Genomic DNA, 17,843 nt, shown 5'->3' with positions numbered 1-17,843 from the left:
AGGTCGGCCCCTACACGCTGATCGGCCCGCACGTGAAGATCGGCGCCGGCACCACCGTGGCCGGCCACGTGGTGATCGAGGGCCACACCACCATCGGCCGCGACAACCGCATCTTCCAGTTCGCCTCACTGGGCGCGATCCCGCAGGACAAGAAGTACCGCGGCGAGCCCTGCGAACTGGTCATCGGCGACCGCAACGTCATCCGCGAGTTCACCACCTTCAACATCGGCAGCCCCGGCGGCGGCGGCGTCACGCGGCTCGGCAACGACAACTGGATGATGGCCTACGTGCACCTGGCGCACGACTGCCTGGTGGGCAACCACACCATCTTCGCCAACAACGCGCAGCTGGCCGGCCACGTGGAGGTGGGCGACTGGGTCATCCTGGGCGGCTTCACCAACGTGCACCAGTTCGTGCGTGTCGGCGCGCACGGCATGACCGCGCTGGGCACCGTGCTGCTGGCGCATCAGCCGCCGTTCGTGATGAGCGAGGGCCAGCCCGCCAGGGCCCGGTCCATGAACTTCGAGGGGCTGCGCCGGCGCGGCTTCTCCACCAGCCGCATCGCGGCGGTGAAGGCCATGCACAAGGCGCTGTACCGCTCCGGCCTGACGCTGCAGCAGGCGCAGGCCGAGATCGCGGAGGTCGCGCGCCGCATTCCCGATGCCCGGCCCGACGTCGACATGATGCTCGGCTTCCTGGCCGCCGCAGGCACCGAGCGCGGCATCGTCCGGTGAGCACGCCGAGCGCGGGCGCCCGGCCGCTGCGGGTGGCCCTGGTCGCTGGCGAACCCTCTGGTGACCTGCTGGCTGCGCTGCTGCTGCGCGGGCTGCGGGCGCGCTGGCCCGAGGTGCAGGCCTTCGGCATCGGCGGCCCGAGGATGCAGGCCGAGGGCTTCGATCCCTGGTGGTCCTACGAGAAGCTGGCCGTACGCGGCTACGTCGAGGTGCTGCGCCACTACCGCGAGATCGTGGGCATCCGCAATCAGCTGCGCGAGCGTCTGCTGGCCGACCCGCCTGATGTCTTCATCGGCGTCGACGCACCGGACTTCAACCTCGACCTGGAGGCGACCCTGCGCGCAGCCGGCGTGAAGACGGTGCACTTCGTCTGCCCCTCCATCTGGGCCTGGCGCATGAAGCGGGTGGAGAAGCTGCGCCTGGCGTGCGACCACGTGCTGTGCATCTTTCCCTTCGAGCCCGAATTGCTGGCGCGTCATGGCGTGCCTGCGAGCTACGTGGGGCATCCCCTGGCCGCTGTCATGCCCACGCAGCCGGACCGTGCCGGCGCGCGCGCGGGACTCGGCTTGCCGAACGATGCGCCGGTGGTCGCCCTGCTGCCCGGCAGCCGCAACTCGGAGATCGAGCAGATGGCGGGCCTGTTCATCGCGGCGGCTCGGCTGCTGCGCGCCCAGCGGCCCGACATCCGCTTCGTGCTGCCCTCGGTCCCGCATCAGCTGGCGCGGATCCGTGCAGCCGTGGCCGGTGCGGGCGGCGTGGAGGGCCTCGCGTTGCTGGAGGGCCGCTCGCACGAGGCGCTGGCCGCCTGCGATGTGGCGCTCATCGCCAGCGGCACCGCCACGCTGGAGGCGGCGCTGGCCAAGCGCCCCATGGTCATCTCCTACCGCGTCAACTGGCTGAGCTACCTGCTCATGAAGCCGCGCCACCTGCAACCGTGGATCGGCCTGCCCAACATTCTGTGCGGCGAGTTCGTGGTGCCCGAGCTGCTGCAGGCCCGCGCCCAGCCTGAGGCGCTGGCCGCCGCAGTGCGGGACTGGCTGGATTCGCCTGAGAGAATGACGGCTGTGCAGGCGCGCTTCGAGGCGCTGCACCAGCAATTGCACCGCGACACTGCCACCCTTGCCGCCGATGCCATCCAGAAAGTCCTTGCGGCCTGAGCAGAAGCTGTTCGACTGGGATCCGGTCGGCCTGGTGGCCGGCGTGGACGAGGCCGGCCGCGGGCCGCTCGCCGGCCCGGTGGTGGCCGCCGCCGTCATCCTGGACCGGCCGCCGCGCATCCAGGGCCTGGCCGATTCCAAGGTGATCAGCCCGCGCAAGCGGGATCGCCTGTACGACCTCATCCGCGACAAGGCCCTGTGCTGCTCCGTCGGCATGGCCAGCGTCGAGGAAATCGACCAGCTGAACATCCTGCAGGCGACGATGCTGGCCATGCGCCGCGCGGTGCAGGGCCTGCGCCTGAAGCCGGTGAAGGTGCTGGTGGACGGCAACCGCCTGCCCACGCTCGATGTGCTGGCGGAAGCCGTGGTGGGCGGTGACGCCAAGGTGCGTTCCATCTCGGCCGCCTCGATCATCGCCAAGGTCACGCGCGACCGGCTGATGGAGGAGCTGCACGCCCAGTACCCCGTCTACGGCTTCGCCGGGCACAAGGGCTATGGCACGGCCGAACACCTGGCCGCCCTGCGGCAGCACGGTCCTTGCCCCGAGCACCGTCGCAGCTTCGCGCCGGTGGCGCGGGCCGTGGCGGCCCAGGCCGAGTCAAAGGCCACAGGCGGATGACCGCCGAGACGCCAGTCATCCGCTCGCGCGACAACGCGCTGCTGAAGCAGCTGCGCCGCCTGCTCGCGGATGGCGCCGCGTCACGCCGCCAGGGCCGTGCCTGGCTGGAAGGCGACCACCTGTGCCGTGCGGCGCTGCAGCGCGGCGTGCAGCCGGAGCTGGCCGTGTTCGCCGCCTCGGCCTGGGCGGCCGAAGGCGCGCAGTGGGCGATCGCGGGCAGCCGGCTGGTGCTGGTGGACGACGGGCTCTTCGCCACGCTCAGCAGCCTGGAGTCACCCGCGCGCATGGGCTTCGTCGTGCCGCTTCCGGAACCCGGCGCGCCGGTGCCCGGGATGGCCAGCGTGGTGCTGGACGGCCTGCAGGACCCGGGCAACGTGGGCGCCATCCTGCGCTGTGCCTCGGCTTTCGGCTTCGGCCAGGTGCTGGCGATGAAGGGGACCACCGCGCTGTGGGGCCCCAAGGTGCTGCGCGCGGGCATGGGGGCGCACTTCGGCCTGCGACTGCTGGAGGGCCTGGCGCCTGCGGATCTGGCCGGCCTCGGCGTGCCCTTGCTGGCCACCAGCTCGCACCGCGGTGACTGGCTGCACCGCGCCACGCTGCCCTGGCCCTGCGGATGGATCCTCGGCCACGAAGGGCAGGGCGTCCGCCCGGAACTGGAGGCGCTCGCCGCCGGCCACGTGCGCATCGCCCAGCCGGGCGGGGAGGAATCGCTCAACGTCGCGGCCGCGGCGGCCATCTGCATGCACGCAAGTGCAGTGGCCCATGCCCCCGACGCATGAGGTGGCGTCGCGGCGCTGGCTATAATCAATGGCTTTCCCGCAAACCCCCGTACGCCTAGCGCAGCGCAAGCCCCACCCCGACACAAGCAGCATCGAGAGCACGCTTTCGATCGCGTTTGGGCGTACCCGCATCACCGGAGAACCCATTGCTTTCGTCGCTTCAGGGCTCGTTCCCTCCCGCCCTCCTGGCGCTGGCCGACGGCACGGTCTTCACCGGCATCTCGATCGGCGCGTCTGGCTCCACCACTGGCGAGGTCGTGTTCAACACGGCCCTCACCGGCTACCAGGAGATCCTGACCGATCCGAGCTACTGCCAGCAGATCGTCACGCTCACCTACCCGCACATCGGCAACTACGGCGTCAATGAAGAAGACGTCGAGGCCGCGCGCATCCACGCCGCCGGCCTGATCATCCGCGATCTTCCGTTGATCGCCTCCAACTTCCGACACACCCGCACGCTGCCGCAGTACCTGCGCGACGAGGGCACGGTGGCCATCGCGGGCATCGACACCCGCCAGCTCACCCGCATCCTGCGCACGAAGGGCGCGCAGAACGGCTGCATCCTGGCCCTGGCCGCGGGCGAGGCCGTCACGCCCGAGCGCACGCAGCAGGCCATCGCGGCCGCACGCCAGGCGCCGGCGATGAGCGGCCTGGATCTCGCGCGCGTGGTCAGCGTGAGCGAGCCCTACACCTGGGACCAGACCGAATGGCGCCTGGGCACGGGCTACGGCCGGCAGACCGCGCCGCGCCATCATGTGGTGGCCTATGACTTCGGCGTGAAGAAGAACATCCTGCGCATGCTGGCCGAGCGCGGTTGCCGCGTCACCGTGGTGCCGGCGCAGACGCCCGCCGCCGAGGTGCGCCGCCTGCAGCCCGCCGGCGTGTTCCTGTCCAACGGCCCCGGCGATCCGGAGCCGTGCGATTACGCGATTGCAGCCAGCCGCGAGCTGATCGAGGCCGGCTACCCCACGTTCGGCATCTGCCTGGGCCACCAGATCATGGCGCTCGCCTCCGGCGCGAAGACCTTCAAGATGAAGTTCGGCCACCACGGCGCGAACCATCCGGTGAAGGACCTCGACACGGGCCGCGTGAGCATCACCAGCCAGAACCACGGCTTCGCGGTGGACGAGAAGACGCTGCCCGCGAATCTGCGCCCCACCCATGTGAGCCTGTTCGACGGCACGCTGCAGGGCCTGGCGCGCACCGACCGGCCCGCGTTCTGCTTCCAGGGCCACCCGGAAGCCTCGCCCGGGCCGCACGACATCGGCTACCTCTTCGACCGCTTCATCGCGCTCATGGACCAGGCTGCCGGGGAGAAGAAGTAAATGCCGAAGAGAACCGACATCCAGAGCATCCTCATCATCGGCGCCGGCCCGATCATCATCGGCCAGGCCTGCGAGTTCGACTACTCGGGGGTGCAGGCCTGCAAGGCGCTGCGTGAGGAGGGCTACAAGGTCATCCTGATCAACAGCAACCCGGCCACGATCATGACGGATCCGGCCACGGCCGACGTCACCTACATCGAGCCCATCACCTGGCAGACGGTCGAGAAGATCATCGCCAAGGAAAAGCCGGATGCGATCCTGCCCACCATGGGCGGCCAGACCGCGCTGAACTGCGCGCTCGACCTGTGGCACCACGGCGTGCTGGAGAAGCACGGCTGCGAGCTGATCGGCGCCACGCCGGAGGCGATCGACAAGGCCGAGGACCGCCTGAAGTTCAAGGAGGCGATGACGCGCATCGGCCTCGGCTCGGCGCGCTCGGGCATCGCGCACAGCATGGACGAGGCCTGGGCGGTGCAGAAGAACGTGGGCTTCCCCACCGTGATCCGCCCCAGCTTCACGCTCGGCGGCACCGGCGGCGGCATCGCCTACAACCCGGAGGAGTTCGAGACCATCTGCAAGCGCGGCCTGGAGGCCTCGCCCACCAACGAGCTGCTGATCGAGGAGTCGCTGCTCGGCTGGAAAGAGTATGAGATGGAAGTGGTCCGCGACAAGAAGGACAACTGCATCATCGTCTGCTCGATCGAGAACCTGGACCCGATGGGCGTGCACACCGGCGACTCCATCACGGTCGCGCCGGCCCAGACGCTGACCGACAAGGAATACCAGATCATGCGCAACGCCTCGCTGGCGGTGCTGCGCGAGATCGGGGTGGACACCGGCGGCTCCAACGTGCAGTTCTCCATCAACCCGAAGGACGGTCGCATGATCGTCATCGAGATGAACCCGCGCGTGTCGCGCTCGTCCGCGCTCGCCTCCAAGGCCACGGGCTTCCCCATCGCCAAGGTGGCGGCCAAGCTGGCCGTGGGCTATACGCTCGACGAGCTGCGCAACGACATCACCGGCGGCGCCACGCCGGCGAGCTTCGAGCCCAGCATCGACTACGTGGTCACCAAGATCCCGCGCTTCGCCTTCGAGAAGTTCAAGGACGCCAATGACCGCCTGACCACGCAGATGAAGAGCGTGGGCGAGGTCATGGCCATGGGCCGCACCTTCCAGGAGAGCTTCCAGAAGGCCTTGCGCGGGCTCGAGGTCGGCGTGGACGGCCTGAACGAGAAGACGCAGGACCGCGAGGTGCTGGAGAAGGAACTGGGCGAGCCGGGGCCGGAGCGCATCTGGTACGTGGGCGACGCGTTTGCCCAGGGCATGACCGTCGACGAGGTCTATGACCTGACGAAGATCGACAAGTGGTTCCTGGTGCAGATCGAGGAGATCGTGAAGATCGAACTCGACCTCGACAAGCTGGTCGCCGAGAAGGGGGAGGGCGCGCTGGCGGCGCTGGACGCGGCCACGCTGCGCACGCTCAAGCGCAAGGGCTTCTCCGACCGCCGCCTGGCCAAGCTGCTGAAGACCACCGACAAGGCGGTGCGCGAGGCGCGTCGCGCGCTCGGCGTGCGGCCGGTCTACAAGCGCGTGGACACCTGCGCGGCCGAGTTCGCCACCAACACGGCCTACATGTACTCCACCTACGAGGACGAGTGCGAGGCCGAGCCCACGAACCGCAAGAAGGTGATGGTGCTGGGCGGCGGGCCCAACCGCATCGGCCAGGGCATCGAGTTCGATTACTGCTGCGTCCACGCCGCACTCGCGCTGCGCGAGGACGGCTACGAGACCATCATGGTCAACTGCAACCCGGAGACGGTCTCCACCGACTACGACACGTCCGACCGCTTGTACTTCGAGCCGCTGACGCTGGAAGACGTGCTGGAGATCGTCGACAAGGAGAAGCCCACCGGCGTGATCGTGCAGTACGGCGGCCAGACGCCGCTGAAGCTGGCGCTGGGCCTGGAGGCCGAGGGCGTGCCGATCATCGGCACCTCGCCCGACATGATCGACGCGGCCGAAGACCGCGAGCGCTTCCAGAAGCTGCTGCATGAGCTCGGCCTGCGCCAGCCGCCCAACGCCACGGCCCGCACCGAGGCCGAGGCGCTGGAGAAGGCCCAGGCGCTGGGCTACCCGCTGGTCGTGCGCCCGAGCTACGTGCTGGGCGGCCGTGCGATGGAGATCGTGCACGAGCAGCGCGACCTGGAGCGCTACATGCGCGAGGCGGTGAAGGTCAGCAACGACTCGCCGGTGCTGCTGGACCGCTTCCTGAACGACGCCATCGAGTGCGACGTCGACTGTCTCAGCGACGGCCAGCGCGTGTTCATCGGCGGCGTGATGGAGCACATCGAGCAGGCCGGCGTGCACTCGGGCGACTCGGCGTGCTCGCTGCCGCCGTACTCGCTGGCCAAGGCCACGGTCGATGAACTCAAGCGCCAGACCGCCGCCATGGCCAAGGCCCTGAACGTGATCGGCCTGATGAACGTGCAGTTCGCCATCCAGGAGAAGGACGGCCAGGACGTGATCTTCGTGCTGGAGGTCAACCCGCGCGCCTCGCGCACCGTGCCCTATGTGTCCAAGGCCACCGGCATCCAGCTCGCCAAGGTGGCGGCGCGCTGCATGGTGGGCCAGACGCTGGACGCCCAGGGCATCGGCGCGGAGGTGACGCCGCCCTACTTCAGCGTGAAGGAGGCCGTGTTCCCCTTCGTCAAGTTCCCCGGCGTGGACACCATCCTCGGCCCCGAGATGAAGTCCACCGGCGAGGTGATGGGCGTGGGCCGCACCTTCGGCGAGGCCTTCGTCAAGAGCCAGCTCGGCGCCGGCACGCGCCTGCCGCGGCCCTTCGGCAAGGATGGCCAGCCTACCGGCAAGGTGTTCCTGACGGTGAAGAACAGCGACAAGCCGCGCGCGGTGGAAGTGGCGCGTCAGCTCGCGGCGCTGGGCTTCGCGCTCGTGGCCACCAAGGGCACGGCCGCGGCCATCAACGCCGCCGGCATTGCCTGCGTGACCGTCAACAAGGTCACCGAGGGCCGGCCGCACGTGGTGGACATGATCAAGAACAACGAGATCATCATGGTCATCAACACGGTGGAGGAGCGCCGCAACGCCATCGCCGACTCACGTGCGATCCGCACCTCGTCGTTGCTCGCGCGCGTGACCACCTTCACCACCATCGCCGGCGCGGAGGCCGCCGTGGAGGGCATGAAGTCCATGGACAACCTCGACGTGATCTCCGTGCAGGAGATGCACTCACAGCTCGCCTGAGGCGATTCGGGCGGGCGCCCAAGCACCTATAATCGCCCCCATCAGACACCGCCGGCCGGCAACGACCGGCGGTTTGCCTTTGTGGAGACGCCCCTCATGACCACCATTCCCATCACCAAGCGCGGCGCCGAGCAGCTCAAGGCCGAGCTGCATCGCCTGAAGACGGTGGACCGTCCGGCGGTCATCACGGCCATTGCCGAGGCCCGCGCCCAGGGCGACCTGTCCGAGAACGCCGAGTACGACGCCGCCAAGGACCGCCAGGGCTTCATCGAAGGGCGCATCCGCGAGCTGGAAGGCAAGCTGGCCGCCGCGCAGGTGATCGACCCGGCGGCGCTCAACGCAGGCGGCAAGGTGGTTTTCGGCGCCACGGTGGAGCTGGAAGACGAGGCGACCGGCAACGCCGTGCGCTACCAGATCGTGGGCGAGGACGAGGCCGACCTGAAGCTGGGCCTGATCAACATCTCCAGTCCGATCGCCCGTGCGCTGATCGGCAAGGAAGAGGGCGACACGGCCGAGGTGCAGGCGCCCGGCGGCGTGAAGCGCTACGAGATCGTCGGCGTTTCCTATCAGTAAGGTCCCCTCCGCTTGAACCTGCGGGAGCGTCTGGCCGTGCTGGCGGCCGCCCTGTGGTGGGGCAGCCTGTCAGTGATCGGCTTCGTGGCGGTGCCCATGCTGTTCGCGAGCGCGCCCACCAAGGCGCTGGCCGGTCAGCTGGCCGCCCGCCTGTTCACGGGACAGTCCTGGGTCAGCCTGGGCTGTGGCCTGCTGCTGCTGGCCTGCGCCCGCGACGAGGAGGGCACGCCTTCCCTGCACTGGGCGCGCGGCGCGCTGCCCTGGTTGCTGGGCGGCCTGCTGGCGGCCTGCCTGGTGGAGTTCGGCGTGGCGCCACGCATCGTGGCCCGGCAGGATCTGGCCTTCTGGCACAGCCTGGGCAGCGGGCTCTATGCCGCCCAGTGGGCCTGCGCCCTGGTGGTGCTGTGGAAGCTGACTACACGGCCTGCTGCTACACGGCCCGTTTCTTGACCGACTTCTGCTTCGGCTTCGACTTCTTCACCAGACCCCCTGACGTGAGCCGCTGGTTGCCCAGCACGCGCACCCGCTTCACCTCGGGGCGCTGGCCGCCGCGGCTGGAATTCTTGATGACCTTGTACTCGCGCGGCCCCGGCTTGCGGTCTTCGTCCTCGCCCCGGGTCTTCTCGGGCTTGGGTCGCCACAGCACCAGCAGCTTGCCGATGTGCTGGATCGGCGCGGCGTTCAGCGCGTCCGCCAGTTCCAGGTACATGGCCTCGCGCGCCGTGCGGTCGTCGCCGAGTACGCGGATCTTGATCAGCCCGTGCGCGTTGAGCGCGGCATCGGCCTCCTTGCGGACGGCCGGCGTCAGGCCGTCGCCGCCGATCATCACCACCGGGTCCAGGTGGTGGGCCTCGGCCCGGATGGCCTTGCGCTCGGCGATGGAGAGTTCGATGGCAGTCATGCGCCGTATTATCCCGCCAGCCGCCGCACACCCATGAAAGTCCGCACCCAGAGCAAGAAGGTCAACAAGGCGTGGCTCAACGACCACGTCAACGACCCCTACGTGAAGCTGGCCCACAAGGAGGGCTACCGCGCCCGCGCGGCCTACAAGCTCAAGGAGATCGACGAGACGCTCGGCCTCATCCGCCCGGGGCATGTGGTGGTGGACCTGGGGTCCGCGCCCGGCGCCTGGGGCCAGTACCTGCGTCGCCGCCTTTCGCCCGAGGGGGCCGCCGCCGGCGCCCTCAACGGGACGATCCTCGCGCTGGACATCCTGCCCATGGAGCCGATCGAGGGGGTCACCTTCCTCCAGGGTGACTTCCGCGAGGATGCAGTGGCCGCCGCGCTGCATGCCGCACTGGCGGGGCGGCCGGTCGACTGCGTGGTCTCGGACATGGCGCCCAACCTCTCGGGCATCGCCTCGGCGGATGCGGCGCGCATCTCGCACCTGGTCGAACTGGCGGTGGAATTCGCCCAGGCGCACCTCAAGCCCGACGGCGCGCTGGTGTGCAAGGTGTTCCACGGCAGCGGCTACAGCCAGCTGGTGAACCTGTTCAAGGAACGATTCCGCGTCGTGAAGCCTCTGAAGCCCAAGGCCTCGCGCGACCGGTCGTCGGAAACCTTCCTGATCGGCATCGGCCTGAAGCACCCCGTGTGACATGGCGCAGGAGTTGACGGATAACCCCCTTTCGTCAATGGCCTGTGTAGCGAAAATGCATCGCCTCGGGGCTTGAAACGCCTAGAATGGTCAGCAACTGGTCCTTGCTAGGACCCCCTTGTTGCCCGGAGATTCGTTTTGAACAATCAGTGGTTTTCCAAGATCGCCGTGTGGCTGGTGATCGCCCTGGTGCTCTTCACCGTTTTCAAGCAGTTCGACACGCGCGGCGCCGCTGGCGCGCAGGTGGTCGGCTACTCGGATTTCCTGGATCAGGTCCGCAACAAGCAGATCAAGCAGGCGGTCATTCAAGAGGGGCAGGGCGGCACCGAGATCGTCGCCATGACCATGGACGACCGCCGGGTGCGCACCACCGCCACCTACCTCGACCGCGGCCTGGTCGGCGACCTGATCAACAACGGCGTCAAGTTCGACGTCAAGCCGCGCGAAGAGGGCTCGCTGCTCATGACGCTGCTGGTGTCGTGGGGCCCCATGCTGCTGCTGATCGGCGTGTGGATCTACTTCATGCGCCAGATGCAGGGCGGCGGCAAGGGCGGCGCGTTCAGCTTCGGCAAGAGCAAGGCGCGCATGCTGGATGAATCCAGCAACCAGGTCACCTTCGTCGACGTCGCCGGTTGCGACGAGGCCAAGGAGGAGACCAAGGAGGTCGTCGACTTCCTGAAGGACCCGCAGAAGTTCCAGAAGCTCGGCGGCCGCATCCCCCGCGGCCTGCTGCTGGTCGGCCCGCCCGGCACCGGCAAGACGCTGCTGGCCAAGGCCATCGCGGGCGAGGCCAAGGTGCCCTTCTTCTCCATCTCCGGCTCCGACTTCGTCGAGATGTTCGTCGGCGTGGGCGCGGCCCGCGTGCGCGACATGTTCGAGAACGCGAAGAAGAACGCTCCCTGCATCATCTTCATCGACGAGATCGACGCCGTCGGCCGCCAGCGTGGCGCTGGCCTGGGCGGCGGCAACGACGAGCGCGAGCAGACGCTCAACCAGATGCTGGTGGAGATGGACGGCTTCGAGACCAACCTCGGCGTGATCGTCATCGCCGCCACCAACCGGCCCGACATCCTCGATTCCGCGCTGCTGCGCCCGGGCCGCTTCGACCGCCAGGTCTACGTGACCCTGCCGGACATCCGCGGCCGCGAGCAGATCCTGAACGTGCACATGCGCAAGGTGCCCATCGGCCAGGACGTGAACGCCGCCGTCATCGCGCGCGGCACGCCCGGCATGTCCGGCGCAGACCTCGCCAACCTCTGCAACGAGGCCGCCCTGATGGCCGCCCGCCGCAACGCGCGCGTGGTGGAGATGCAGGACTTCGAGAAGGCCAAGGACAAGATCATCATGGGCCCCGAGCGCAAGTCCATGGTCATGCCCGAGGAAGAGCGCCGCAACACGGCCTACCACGAGTCCGGCCACGCGCTCATCGGCAAGCTGCTGCCCAAGTGCGACCCGGTGCACAAGGTCACCATCATCCCGCGCGGCCGCGCGCTGGGCGTGACGATGAGCCTGCCCGAGAAGGACCGCTACTCCCTCGACAAGGAATACATGCTCAACCAGATGAGCATGCTGTTCGGCGGCCGCATCGCCGAAGAGGTGTTCATGAACCAGATGACCACCGGCGCCAGCAACGACTTCGAGCGTGCCACGCACCTGGCACGCGACATGGTCATGCGCTACGGCATGAGCGACGCCCTGGGCCCGATGGTCTACGCCGAGAACGAGGGCGAGGTGTTCCTCGGCCGCTCGGTCACCAAGACCACCAACATCTCCGAGCAGACCATGCAGAAGGTCGACCTGGAGGTGCGCCGCATCATCGACGAGCAGTACGCCCTGGCGCGCAAGCTGATCGAGGACAACCGCGACAAGATGCACGCCATGGCCAAGGCGCTGCTGGAGTGGGAGACCATCGACGCCGAGCAGCTCGACGACATCATGGCCGGCAAGGAGCCGCGTCCGCCGAAGGACTTCACGCCGCGCACGCCCACTTCCGGCGGCACCGGCGGCCCGGCCGTCGGCCCGGATCCGGCCCCCAACGCGGCCTGATCCGCCGGCGCGAGCCCCCCGAAGGCCAGGGACCTCCCTGGCCTTTTTTCATCCTCGCCTGCAGCCACTGACCTTCCAGCGATGACCTGGCACACCGCCCGCTTCGCGATCGACCTCACGCGCCCGCGCGTGATGGCCATCGTCAACGTCACGCCCGACTCCTTCTCCGACGGCGGCCAGTGGCCAACACCTGCCCAGGCGCTGGCGCGCTGCGAGCAGGCCCTGCGCGAGGGAGCCGACATCCTGGACATCGGCGGCGAATCCAGCCGGCCCGGCAGCCCGCCGGTGCCCCTGGCCGACGAACTGGCGCGCGTGGTGCCTGTGGTGCGCGAAGCCGTCAAGCTGGGCGTGCCGGTGTCGGTGGACACGTACAAGGCCGAGGTGATGCGTGCGGTGCTCGACCTGGGCGCCGACATCGTCAACGACATCTGGGGCCTGCGCCAGCCCGGCGCGCTGGACGCCGTGACCGCCCATCCGAGTTGCGGCGTCTGCCTGATGCACATGCACGGGGAGCCGCGCACGATGCAGGTGGCCCCGATGGCGGGTGATGCGGTGCCGCAGGTGCGGGCCTTCCTGCAGGCGCGCTCCGTGGCCCTGCAGGCGGCCGGCGTGGATGCCGTACGCATCGCCTGGGACCCGGGCATCGGCTTCGGCAAGACGGTGGAACAGAACTTCAGCCTGCTGGCGCGCCAGGGCGAGCTGCTGGCCGATGGCTTTGCGTTGCTGGTCGGCTGGTCACGCAAGTCCTCGCTCGGGGCCGTCACCGGCGAGGCCGTGGGCGACCGGCTCGCCGCCAGTGTCGCGGCCGCGATCCTGGCCGTGGAGAAGGGCGCGCGCATCGTGCGCGTGCACGACGTGAAGGACACCGTTTCGGCCCTGAAGGTGTGGTCGGCCATGCAGGCGGCGCGGGCGGGCTGGCCGGGCATAGGACAATCAGGCTCATGAGCAGGACGTATTTCGGCACCGACGGCATCCGCGGCACGGTCGGCCAGCCGCCCATCACCCCCGATTTCGTGTTGCGGCTGGCCCATGCGGTAGGCCGCGTGCTGCGGCGCACCGAGGCGCGGCCCACGGTGCTGATCGGCAAGGACACCCGCATCTCCGGCTACATGCTCGAAAGCGCGCTCGAGTCGGGCTTCAACTCCGCCGGGGTCGACGTGGTGCTGCTCGGCCCGCTGCCGACCCCGGGCGTCGCCTACCTGACGCGCGCCCAGCGGGCGAGCCTGGGCGTGGTAATCAGCGCCAGCCACAACGCCTTCCCGGACAACGGCATCAAGTTCTTCAGCGCGCAGGGCACCAAGCTGCCCGATGCCTGGGAGCAGGAGGTGGAGGCCGCCCTGCAGGAGCCGCCGCAGTGGGCCGACTCGGCCTCGCTGGGCAAGGCCCGCCGGCTGGATGACGCGGCCGGCCGCTACATCGAGTTCTGCAAGAGCACCTTCGCGAATGACCTCACGCTCAAGGGCCGCCGCATCGTGGTGGATGCTGCCCATGGCGCGGCCTACCACATCGCGCCCAAGGTGTTCCACGAGCTCGGCGCCGAGGTGCATGCCATCGGCTGCGCGCCCGACGGGCTGAACATCAACGACGGCGTGGGCGCCACCCACCCCGAGGCGCTGGTGCGCGCGGTGAAGGCCAACCATGCCGACTTCGGCGTGGCGCTCGACGGCGATGCCGACCGGCTGCAGATGGTCGACGCCGACGGCCGCCTCTACAACGGCGACGAGCTGCTCTACCTGATGGTGCAGGATCGCCTGCGCCGGGGTGAGCGTGTTCCCGGGGTCGTCGGCACGCTGATGACCAACATGGCGGTGGAGCTGGCGCTGCGACGCGCCGGTGTGGAGTTCGTGCGGGCCAAGGTCGGCGACCGCTACGTGCTGGAGGTGCTGGAACAGCGCGGCTGGGTGCTGGGTGGCGAGGGCTCGGGCCACCTGCTGTGCCTGGACCGCCACACCACCGGCGACGGCCTGGTGAGTGCTTTGCAGGTGCTGCAGGCGGCGTGCCGCGCCGGCCAGGGCCTGGCGGAGCTGCTGCAGGACGTGACCCTGTTTCCGCAGTGCCTGCTGAATGTGCGCCTGCGCCCGGGCGACGACTGGAAGGCGAACGCCCGCCTCGCGCAGGAGACGCGCGAGCTGGAGGCGGAGCTGGGCGCCAGCGGGCGCGTGCTGATCCGTGCGAGCGGCACCGAGCCACTATTGCGCGTGATGGTCGAGGCCGCCGACGAAGCGGTGGCCCAGCGCGGTGCGCAGCGCCTGGCCGACGCGGCCCGGGCCGGCTGATGGCCGCGGTCGTCGCCGTCCACCTCTCCGCGCGGCATCACTTCTCGAAGGAAAGCTGCGACGCGATCACGCTCGTCGCCGGGCTGGGCGTGCAAGGCGATGCGCATGCCGGCGTGACGGTGCGCCATCGCTCGCGGGTCGCGCGTGACCCTTCGCAACCCAACCTGCGGCAGGTGCACCTGCTGCATGCCGAGCTGTTCGATGCGCTGGTGGCGCAGGGCTTCGCGGTGTTCCCGGGTGACCTGGGCGAGAACCTCACGACACGTGGCCTGGATCTGCTTGCGCTGCCCACCGGCACACGGCTGCACTTTCCGTCCGGCGCCGAGGTCGAGGTGACCGGCCTGCGCAACCCCTGCAGCCAGATCGAGCGCTTCCAGCCCGGCCTGCTGGCGGCGGTGCTCGACCGCGATGCACAGGGCGGCCTGATCCGCAAGGCGGGCGTGATGGGCATCGTGCACCAGGGGGGTGAGGTGCGCCCTGGCGACGCGATCCGCGTGGAGCGGCCAGCCGGCGCGCCGGTGCCGCTGGCGCCGGTGTAGGCCTTTCTGTCGCATGGCGGCGTGGCTCCCCAGCCACATGGAAACCCTGATGCGTGCAGAAATGCCAGCCAGGGTCTAAAGTGATTTCCATGTCGATCCGCCGCTCCCTGCTACCCGGTCTGCTGCTTGCAGCGGCCCTGGCGTGGCCGTGCGCGGCACGGGCGCTGGAGCTCGGCGCGGACTACTCGCTCACGCGTCCCGTGCCGGTGGTGCCCGTGGCGCCGGCCATGCCGCAGCTCGTGCTGCCGGCGGGGGGCGTCTCGCGCCTCGGGATGGTCAGCCCCGCCTCCGGCGGCGGGCTGTCCCTGCAGGCGGGCGAGCGCTGGTTCGCCCGCGTCGGACTGGGTCGCAGCCTGGACCGCGACGTGGTCGCGCTGGGGGGCGGCTATCGCTTCGCCGATGGGGGCGCGTTGTCGATGCAGGTCACGCGCCAGCTGGGCCAGGGCCGCCTCGGCCTGGCGGTTCGCTACGACTGGACGCACTCGTACCTGCGGCTGGCCTACGACACCCAGCCCAGCGCCGTGGGCGGGGCCGACACGCTGCGCTTCTCCGCCGGCGTGCGCTTCTAGTCCTTCGCCTTCGGCTTCCGCTTCGGCTCGTCCCACCAGGGCCGCAGACCCTTGGCCGCCTGGCGGCAGGCCTTCTCACAGCGCAGGGCCGCAGCCTGGGCGCGGGCGGCACACCATCCGGCGGCAAACCAGGCGGCGGGCTGGTGCGCGGCATGGGCCGACCAGTGGGCGCGGCCGCTGTCGGCATCCTGGTACAGGCCCAGTTCGTCCTGCAGGTCGCGCAGGGCGGCGACGTAGCGATCGACGCGACGGCCCTGGAACAGCGGCCGGGCCAGCTCGCCCAGGTAGCGCAGGCGCTTGACCTGCTTGCGCACGCGGTGCCGCTCCGCCTCGGGCAGCTCGGCGAAGCGCCGGCCGCCCCGCAGGGCCTTGCGCTGCAGTCGCCGCGCGGCAGCGGCCAGGTGCGCCCGCAGGATCGGCACCTCGGGTGGCGTCAGCTCGCCCGCCAGCAGCGCCTGCTGTGCCGCGGCAACCTGCAGCAAGGCCGCCTGGGCAGCGGGTGCCGTGATGGCCGCCACGATGTCCGGCTCGTCGGCGGGCAGGGTGAACGAGGGTGCATCGATGGCGCGCAGCTCCGCATGCTGGTCTGGCAGCAGGGCGTGCAGGTCTCGGTGGCGGCCCAGCACGTCGAACAGCTCGGCGAGCGGCGGCTCCACCGCGGCGGCCAGCGCGGCCACGGGTTCCTGCGCGGACAGCTCGCGCAGCACGGTGCGCATGCGTCGCAGACCCACGCGCAACTGGTGCACATGTTCCGGCCCCCACGCACCGGCCGCGATCTCGCGCGCATTGCCCAGCGCCTGATGCAGGCCGGCGCCCAGAGCCGCAGCCAGCCAGCTGGCGCTGTCGACCGCATGGGGCGGCGGCAGGCGGGCCTGCCAGGATGCGGGCACGGCCTCGCCATGGGCGAGCCGCTGGCCCACCATGGACTTGGGGAGCGGATCCAGCCACAGGCCGTGGGTCTCGCACCAGCGGGTAGCCAGCTCGAACAGGGCCGCCCCGCTGCCGCGCTGCAATTCGAACTCCAGCTCGCGCACGACGACCGAGCGGCCGCCGCCGCGGATGTGCCCCGTGTCGAACGCCAGTTCGATGCGGGTCTCGCCCGCATCGATGACGCGCGTGAGGCGCTGGATGTCGGTCTCGTAGACCTCGTGCAGGTCCCCGGGTGACTCGCCTGGCGCCGCCAGGGCCTGCGCCAGGCGTTCGGCCAGCGGGCCTGCCGCGTGGCGCTTCAGGTCGGGCTGCGGCCGGCCGCGGCCGGCCACGGTGATGTTGTCTTCCAGGCGCTCGAAGGGCGTGGCACCGGTGGCCTTGGCCGTCTGCACCCAGGTGCGGCCTTCCTGGCGCAGGCGCAGCACGATGCCCGCGCGGGCCAGCGCCTCGCCCGGCGTGTCGAAGTAGCGCGCGCGCAGGCGCTGCGCGCGAACCTGGCCGCGACGCATGGCCGATTCGACTTCGGCGCCGCGCTCGGCCGGCACCTGGAACTTCAGCTCGAACTCGATCATCCGGCAAGCACTCCCGTGGACGGATTGTGACCCATGGCGCGCGTTGCTTCCCGTGCGATCAGTACTTCTGCGGCACGAACATCTCTGGCGGCACCGGCTGACGGGTGTAGTCGGGCCGGCGTTCACGTGCCGGCAGCACCACCTCGGGATGCGCGATCTCGCTGTAGGGCACGAGGGACAGCAGGTGGTCGATGCAGTTCAATCTCGCCTTTTTCTTGTCGTCCGCGGCCACGATCCACCACGGCGCCTCGGGGATGTGCGTGCGCTCCAGCATCACCTCCTTGGCCTTGGTGTAGGCCTCCCAGCGGCGGCGCGATTCCAGGTCCATGGGGCTCAGCTTCCACTGCTTGAGCGGATCGTGGATGCGGCTCAGGAAGCGCAGGTGCTGCTCGTCGTCGGAGATGGAGAACCAGTACTTCACCAGCTGGATGCCCGATCGCACCAGCATCTTCTCGAACTCGGGCACGGTGCGGAAGAACTCCTCGTACTGGTCGTCGCTGCAGAAGCCCATGACGCGCTCCACGCCGGCGCGGTTGTACCAGCTGCGGTCGAACAGCACCATCTCGCCCGCGGCGGGCAGGTGGGCCGCGTAGCGCTGGAAGTACCACTGCGTGCGCTCGCGGTCGTTGGGGGCGGGCAGGGCGGCCACGCGGCACACGCGCGGGTTCAGGCGCTGCGTGATGCGCTTGATGACACCGCCCTTGCCAGCGGCATCCCGGCCCTCGAACAGGATCACCAGCTTGTGACCGGTGGCCACCACCCAGTCCTGCAGCTTCACCAGCTCGCCCTGCAGCCGCAGCAGCTCGCCGAAGTACACCTGCCGCTGACCGCGTTCGCCCGCGGTCAGCGGCCCCACCGGGCCC

At 69.7% G+C, this 17,843-nt stretch carries 17 protein-coding genes; 14 read left to right on the top strand and 3 right to left on the bottom strand.

The window, feature by feature from the left end:
- The 8 genes from lpxA to ACE3T5_RS06195 form a co-directional block, all read left to right on the top strand.
- Positions 1 to 734: acyl-ACP--UDP-N-acetylglucosamine O-acyltransferase (gene lpxA, locus ACE3T5_RS06230; RefSeq protein WP_374665584.1), on the top strand; the 734-nt coding region annotated here is incomplete at its 5' end.
- On the top strand, positions 731 to 1,891 hold the full coding sequence (gene lpxB, locus ACE3T5_RS06225; RefSeq protein ID WP_374665582.1) for a lipid-A-disaccharide synthase: 1,161 nt from the start codon (positions 731 to 733) through the stop codon (positions 1,889 to 1,891). The genes lpxA and lpxB, both read left to right, overlap by 4 nt.
- Positions 1,863 to 2,510: a ribonuclease HII gene (rnhB, locus tag ACE3T5_RS06220; protein WP_374665580.1), complete on the top strand. Its 648-nt coding sequence runs from the start codon at positions 1,863 to 1,865 to the stop codon at positions 2,508 to 2,510. The genes lpxB and rnhB overlap by 29 nt, the downstream gene beginning before the upstream one ends.
- Positions 2,507 to 3,289, top strand: coding sequence for a TrmH family RNA methyltransferase (locus ACE3T5_RS06215; RefSeq protein WP_374665578.1), 783 nt, complete (start codon positions 2,507 to 2,509; stop codon positions 3,287 to 3,289). The genes rnhB and ACE3T5_RS06215 overlap by 4 nt, the downstream gene beginning before the upstream one ends.
- A 146-nt stretch (positions 3,290 to 3,435) precedes the next feature.
- Positions 3,436 to 4,614: a glutamine-hydrolyzing carbamoyl-phosphate synthase small subunit gene (gene carA, locus ACE3T5_RS06210; protein ID WP_374665576.1), complete on the top strand. Its 1,179-nt coding sequence runs from the start codon at positions 3,436 to 3,438 to the stop codon at positions 4,612 to 4,614.
- Entirely contained in the window at positions 4,615 to 7,878 is a 3,264-nt protein-coding gene (carB, locus tag ACE3T5_RS06205; protein WP_374665574.1) for a carbamoyl-phosphate synthase large subunit, read from the top strand. It abuts the gene before it with no gap.
- Between the two features lie 96 nt (positions 7,879 to 7,974).
- Positions 7,975 to 8,451 carry a transcription elongation factor GreA gene (gene greA / locus ACE3T5_RS06200; RefSeq protein WP_374665572.1) on the top strand — a complete coding sequence of 159 codons (477 nt, stop codon included), beginning with the start codon at positions 7,975 to 7,977 and terminating at the stop codon, positions 8,449 to 8,451.
- A gap of 18 nt (positions 8,452 to 8,469) precedes the next feature.
- On the top strand, positions 8,470 to 8,901 hold the full coding sequence (locus ACE3T5_RS06195) for a DUF4149 domain-containing protein (protein ID WP_374665590.1): 432 nt from the start codon (positions 8,470 to 8,472) through the stop codon (positions 8,899 to 8,901).
- On the opposite strand, the gene ACE3T5_RS06190 is transcribed toward ACE3T5_RS06195, so the two are convergent.
- The gene (locus tag ACE3T5_RS06190) at positions 8,882 to 9,352 is read right to left on the bottom strand and encodes a YhbY family RNA-binding protein (protein ID WP_374665570.1); all 471 of its coding nucleotides are present in this window, start codon (positions 9,350 to 9,352) and stop codon (positions 8,882 to 8,884) included. The two genes, ACE3T5_RS06195 and ACE3T5_RS06190, sit on opposite strands and share 20 nt — an antisense overlap.
- A gap of 33 nt (positions 9,353 to 9,385) precedes the next feature.
- Between ACE3T5_RS06190 and ACE3T5_RS06185 the strand changes: the two genes are divergently transcribed.
- The 6 genes from ACE3T5_RS06185 (at position 9,386) to ACE3T5_RS06160 (ending at position 15,478) form a co-directional block, all read left to right on the top strand.
- A complete protein-coding gene (locus ACE3T5_RS06185; RefSeq protein WP_374665568.1) occupies positions 9,386 to 10,048 on the top strand; it encodes an RlmE family RNA methyltransferase in 663 nt (220 codons plus the stop codon).
- A gap of 138 nt (positions 10,049 to 10,186) precedes the next feature.
- Complete coding sequence (ftsH, locus tag ACE3T5_RS06180) at positions 10,187 to 12,094, top strand: ATP-dependent zinc metalloprotease FtsH (RefSeq protein WP_374665566.1); 1,908 nt, start codon at positions 10,187 to 10,189, stop codon at positions 12,092 to 12,094.
- An 81-nt stretch (positions 12,095 to 12,175) separates the two neighbouring features.
- Positions 12,176 to 13,039 carry a dihydropteroate synthase gene (gene folP, locus ACE3T5_RS06175; protein WP_374665564.1) on the top strand — a complete coding sequence of 288 codons (864 nt, stop codon included), beginning with the start codon at positions 12,176 to 12,178 and terminating at the stop codon, positions 13,037 to 13,039.
- Positions 13,036 to 14,370, top strand: a complete 1,335-nt coding sequence (gene glmM, locus ACE3T5_RS06170) for a phosphoglucosamine mutase (protein WP_374665562.1) — start codon at positions 13,036 to 13,038, stop codon at positions 14,368 to 14,370. The genes folP and glmM overlap by 4 nt, the downstream gene beginning before the upstream one ends.
- Positions 14,367 to 14,909 carry an MOSC domain-containing protein gene (locus ACE3T5_RS06165; RefSeq protein ID WP_374665588.1) on the top strand — a complete coding sequence of 181 codons (543 nt, stop codon included), beginning with the start codon at positions 14,367 to 14,369 and terminating at the stop codon, positions 14,907 to 14,909. The genes glmM and ACE3T5_RS06165 overlap by 4 nt, the downstream gene beginning before the upstream one ends.
- Before the next feature lie 89 nt (positions 14,910 to 14,998).
- The gene (locus ACE3T5_RS06160; RefSeq protein WP_374665560.1) at positions 14,999 to 15,478 is read left to right on the top strand and encodes a hypothetical protein; all 480 of its coding nucleotides are present in this window, start codon (positions 14,999 to 15,001) and stop codon (positions 15,476 to 15,478) included.
- Here ACE3T5_RS06160 and ACE3T5_RS06155 read toward each other — a convergent pair.
- Complete coding sequence (locus ACE3T5_RS06155; RefSeq protein ID WP_374665558.1) at positions 15,475 to 16,980, bottom strand: CHAD domain-containing protein; 1,506 nt, start codon at positions 16,978 to 16,980, stop codon at positions 15,475 to 15,477. The genes ACE3T5_RS06160 and ACE3T5_RS06155 overlap by 4 nt on opposite strands.
- 58 nt (positions 16,981 to 17,038) lie before the next feature.
- Positions 17,039 to 17,843: polyphosphate kinase 2 (ppk2, locus tag ACE3T5_RS06150; protein WP_374665556.1), on the bottom strand; the 805-nt coding region annotated here is incomplete at its 5' end.

It is taken from the genome of Ramlibacter sp., from assembly GCF_041916345.1.
Taxonomy (GTDB): domain Bacteria; phylum Pseudomonadota; class Gammaproteobacteria; order Burkholderiales; family Burkholderiaceae_C; genus Ramlibacter.
The sequence above is the reverse complement of the archived record's forward strand: the minus strand, read 5'-3'. Positions and strand labels throughout refer to the sequence as shown.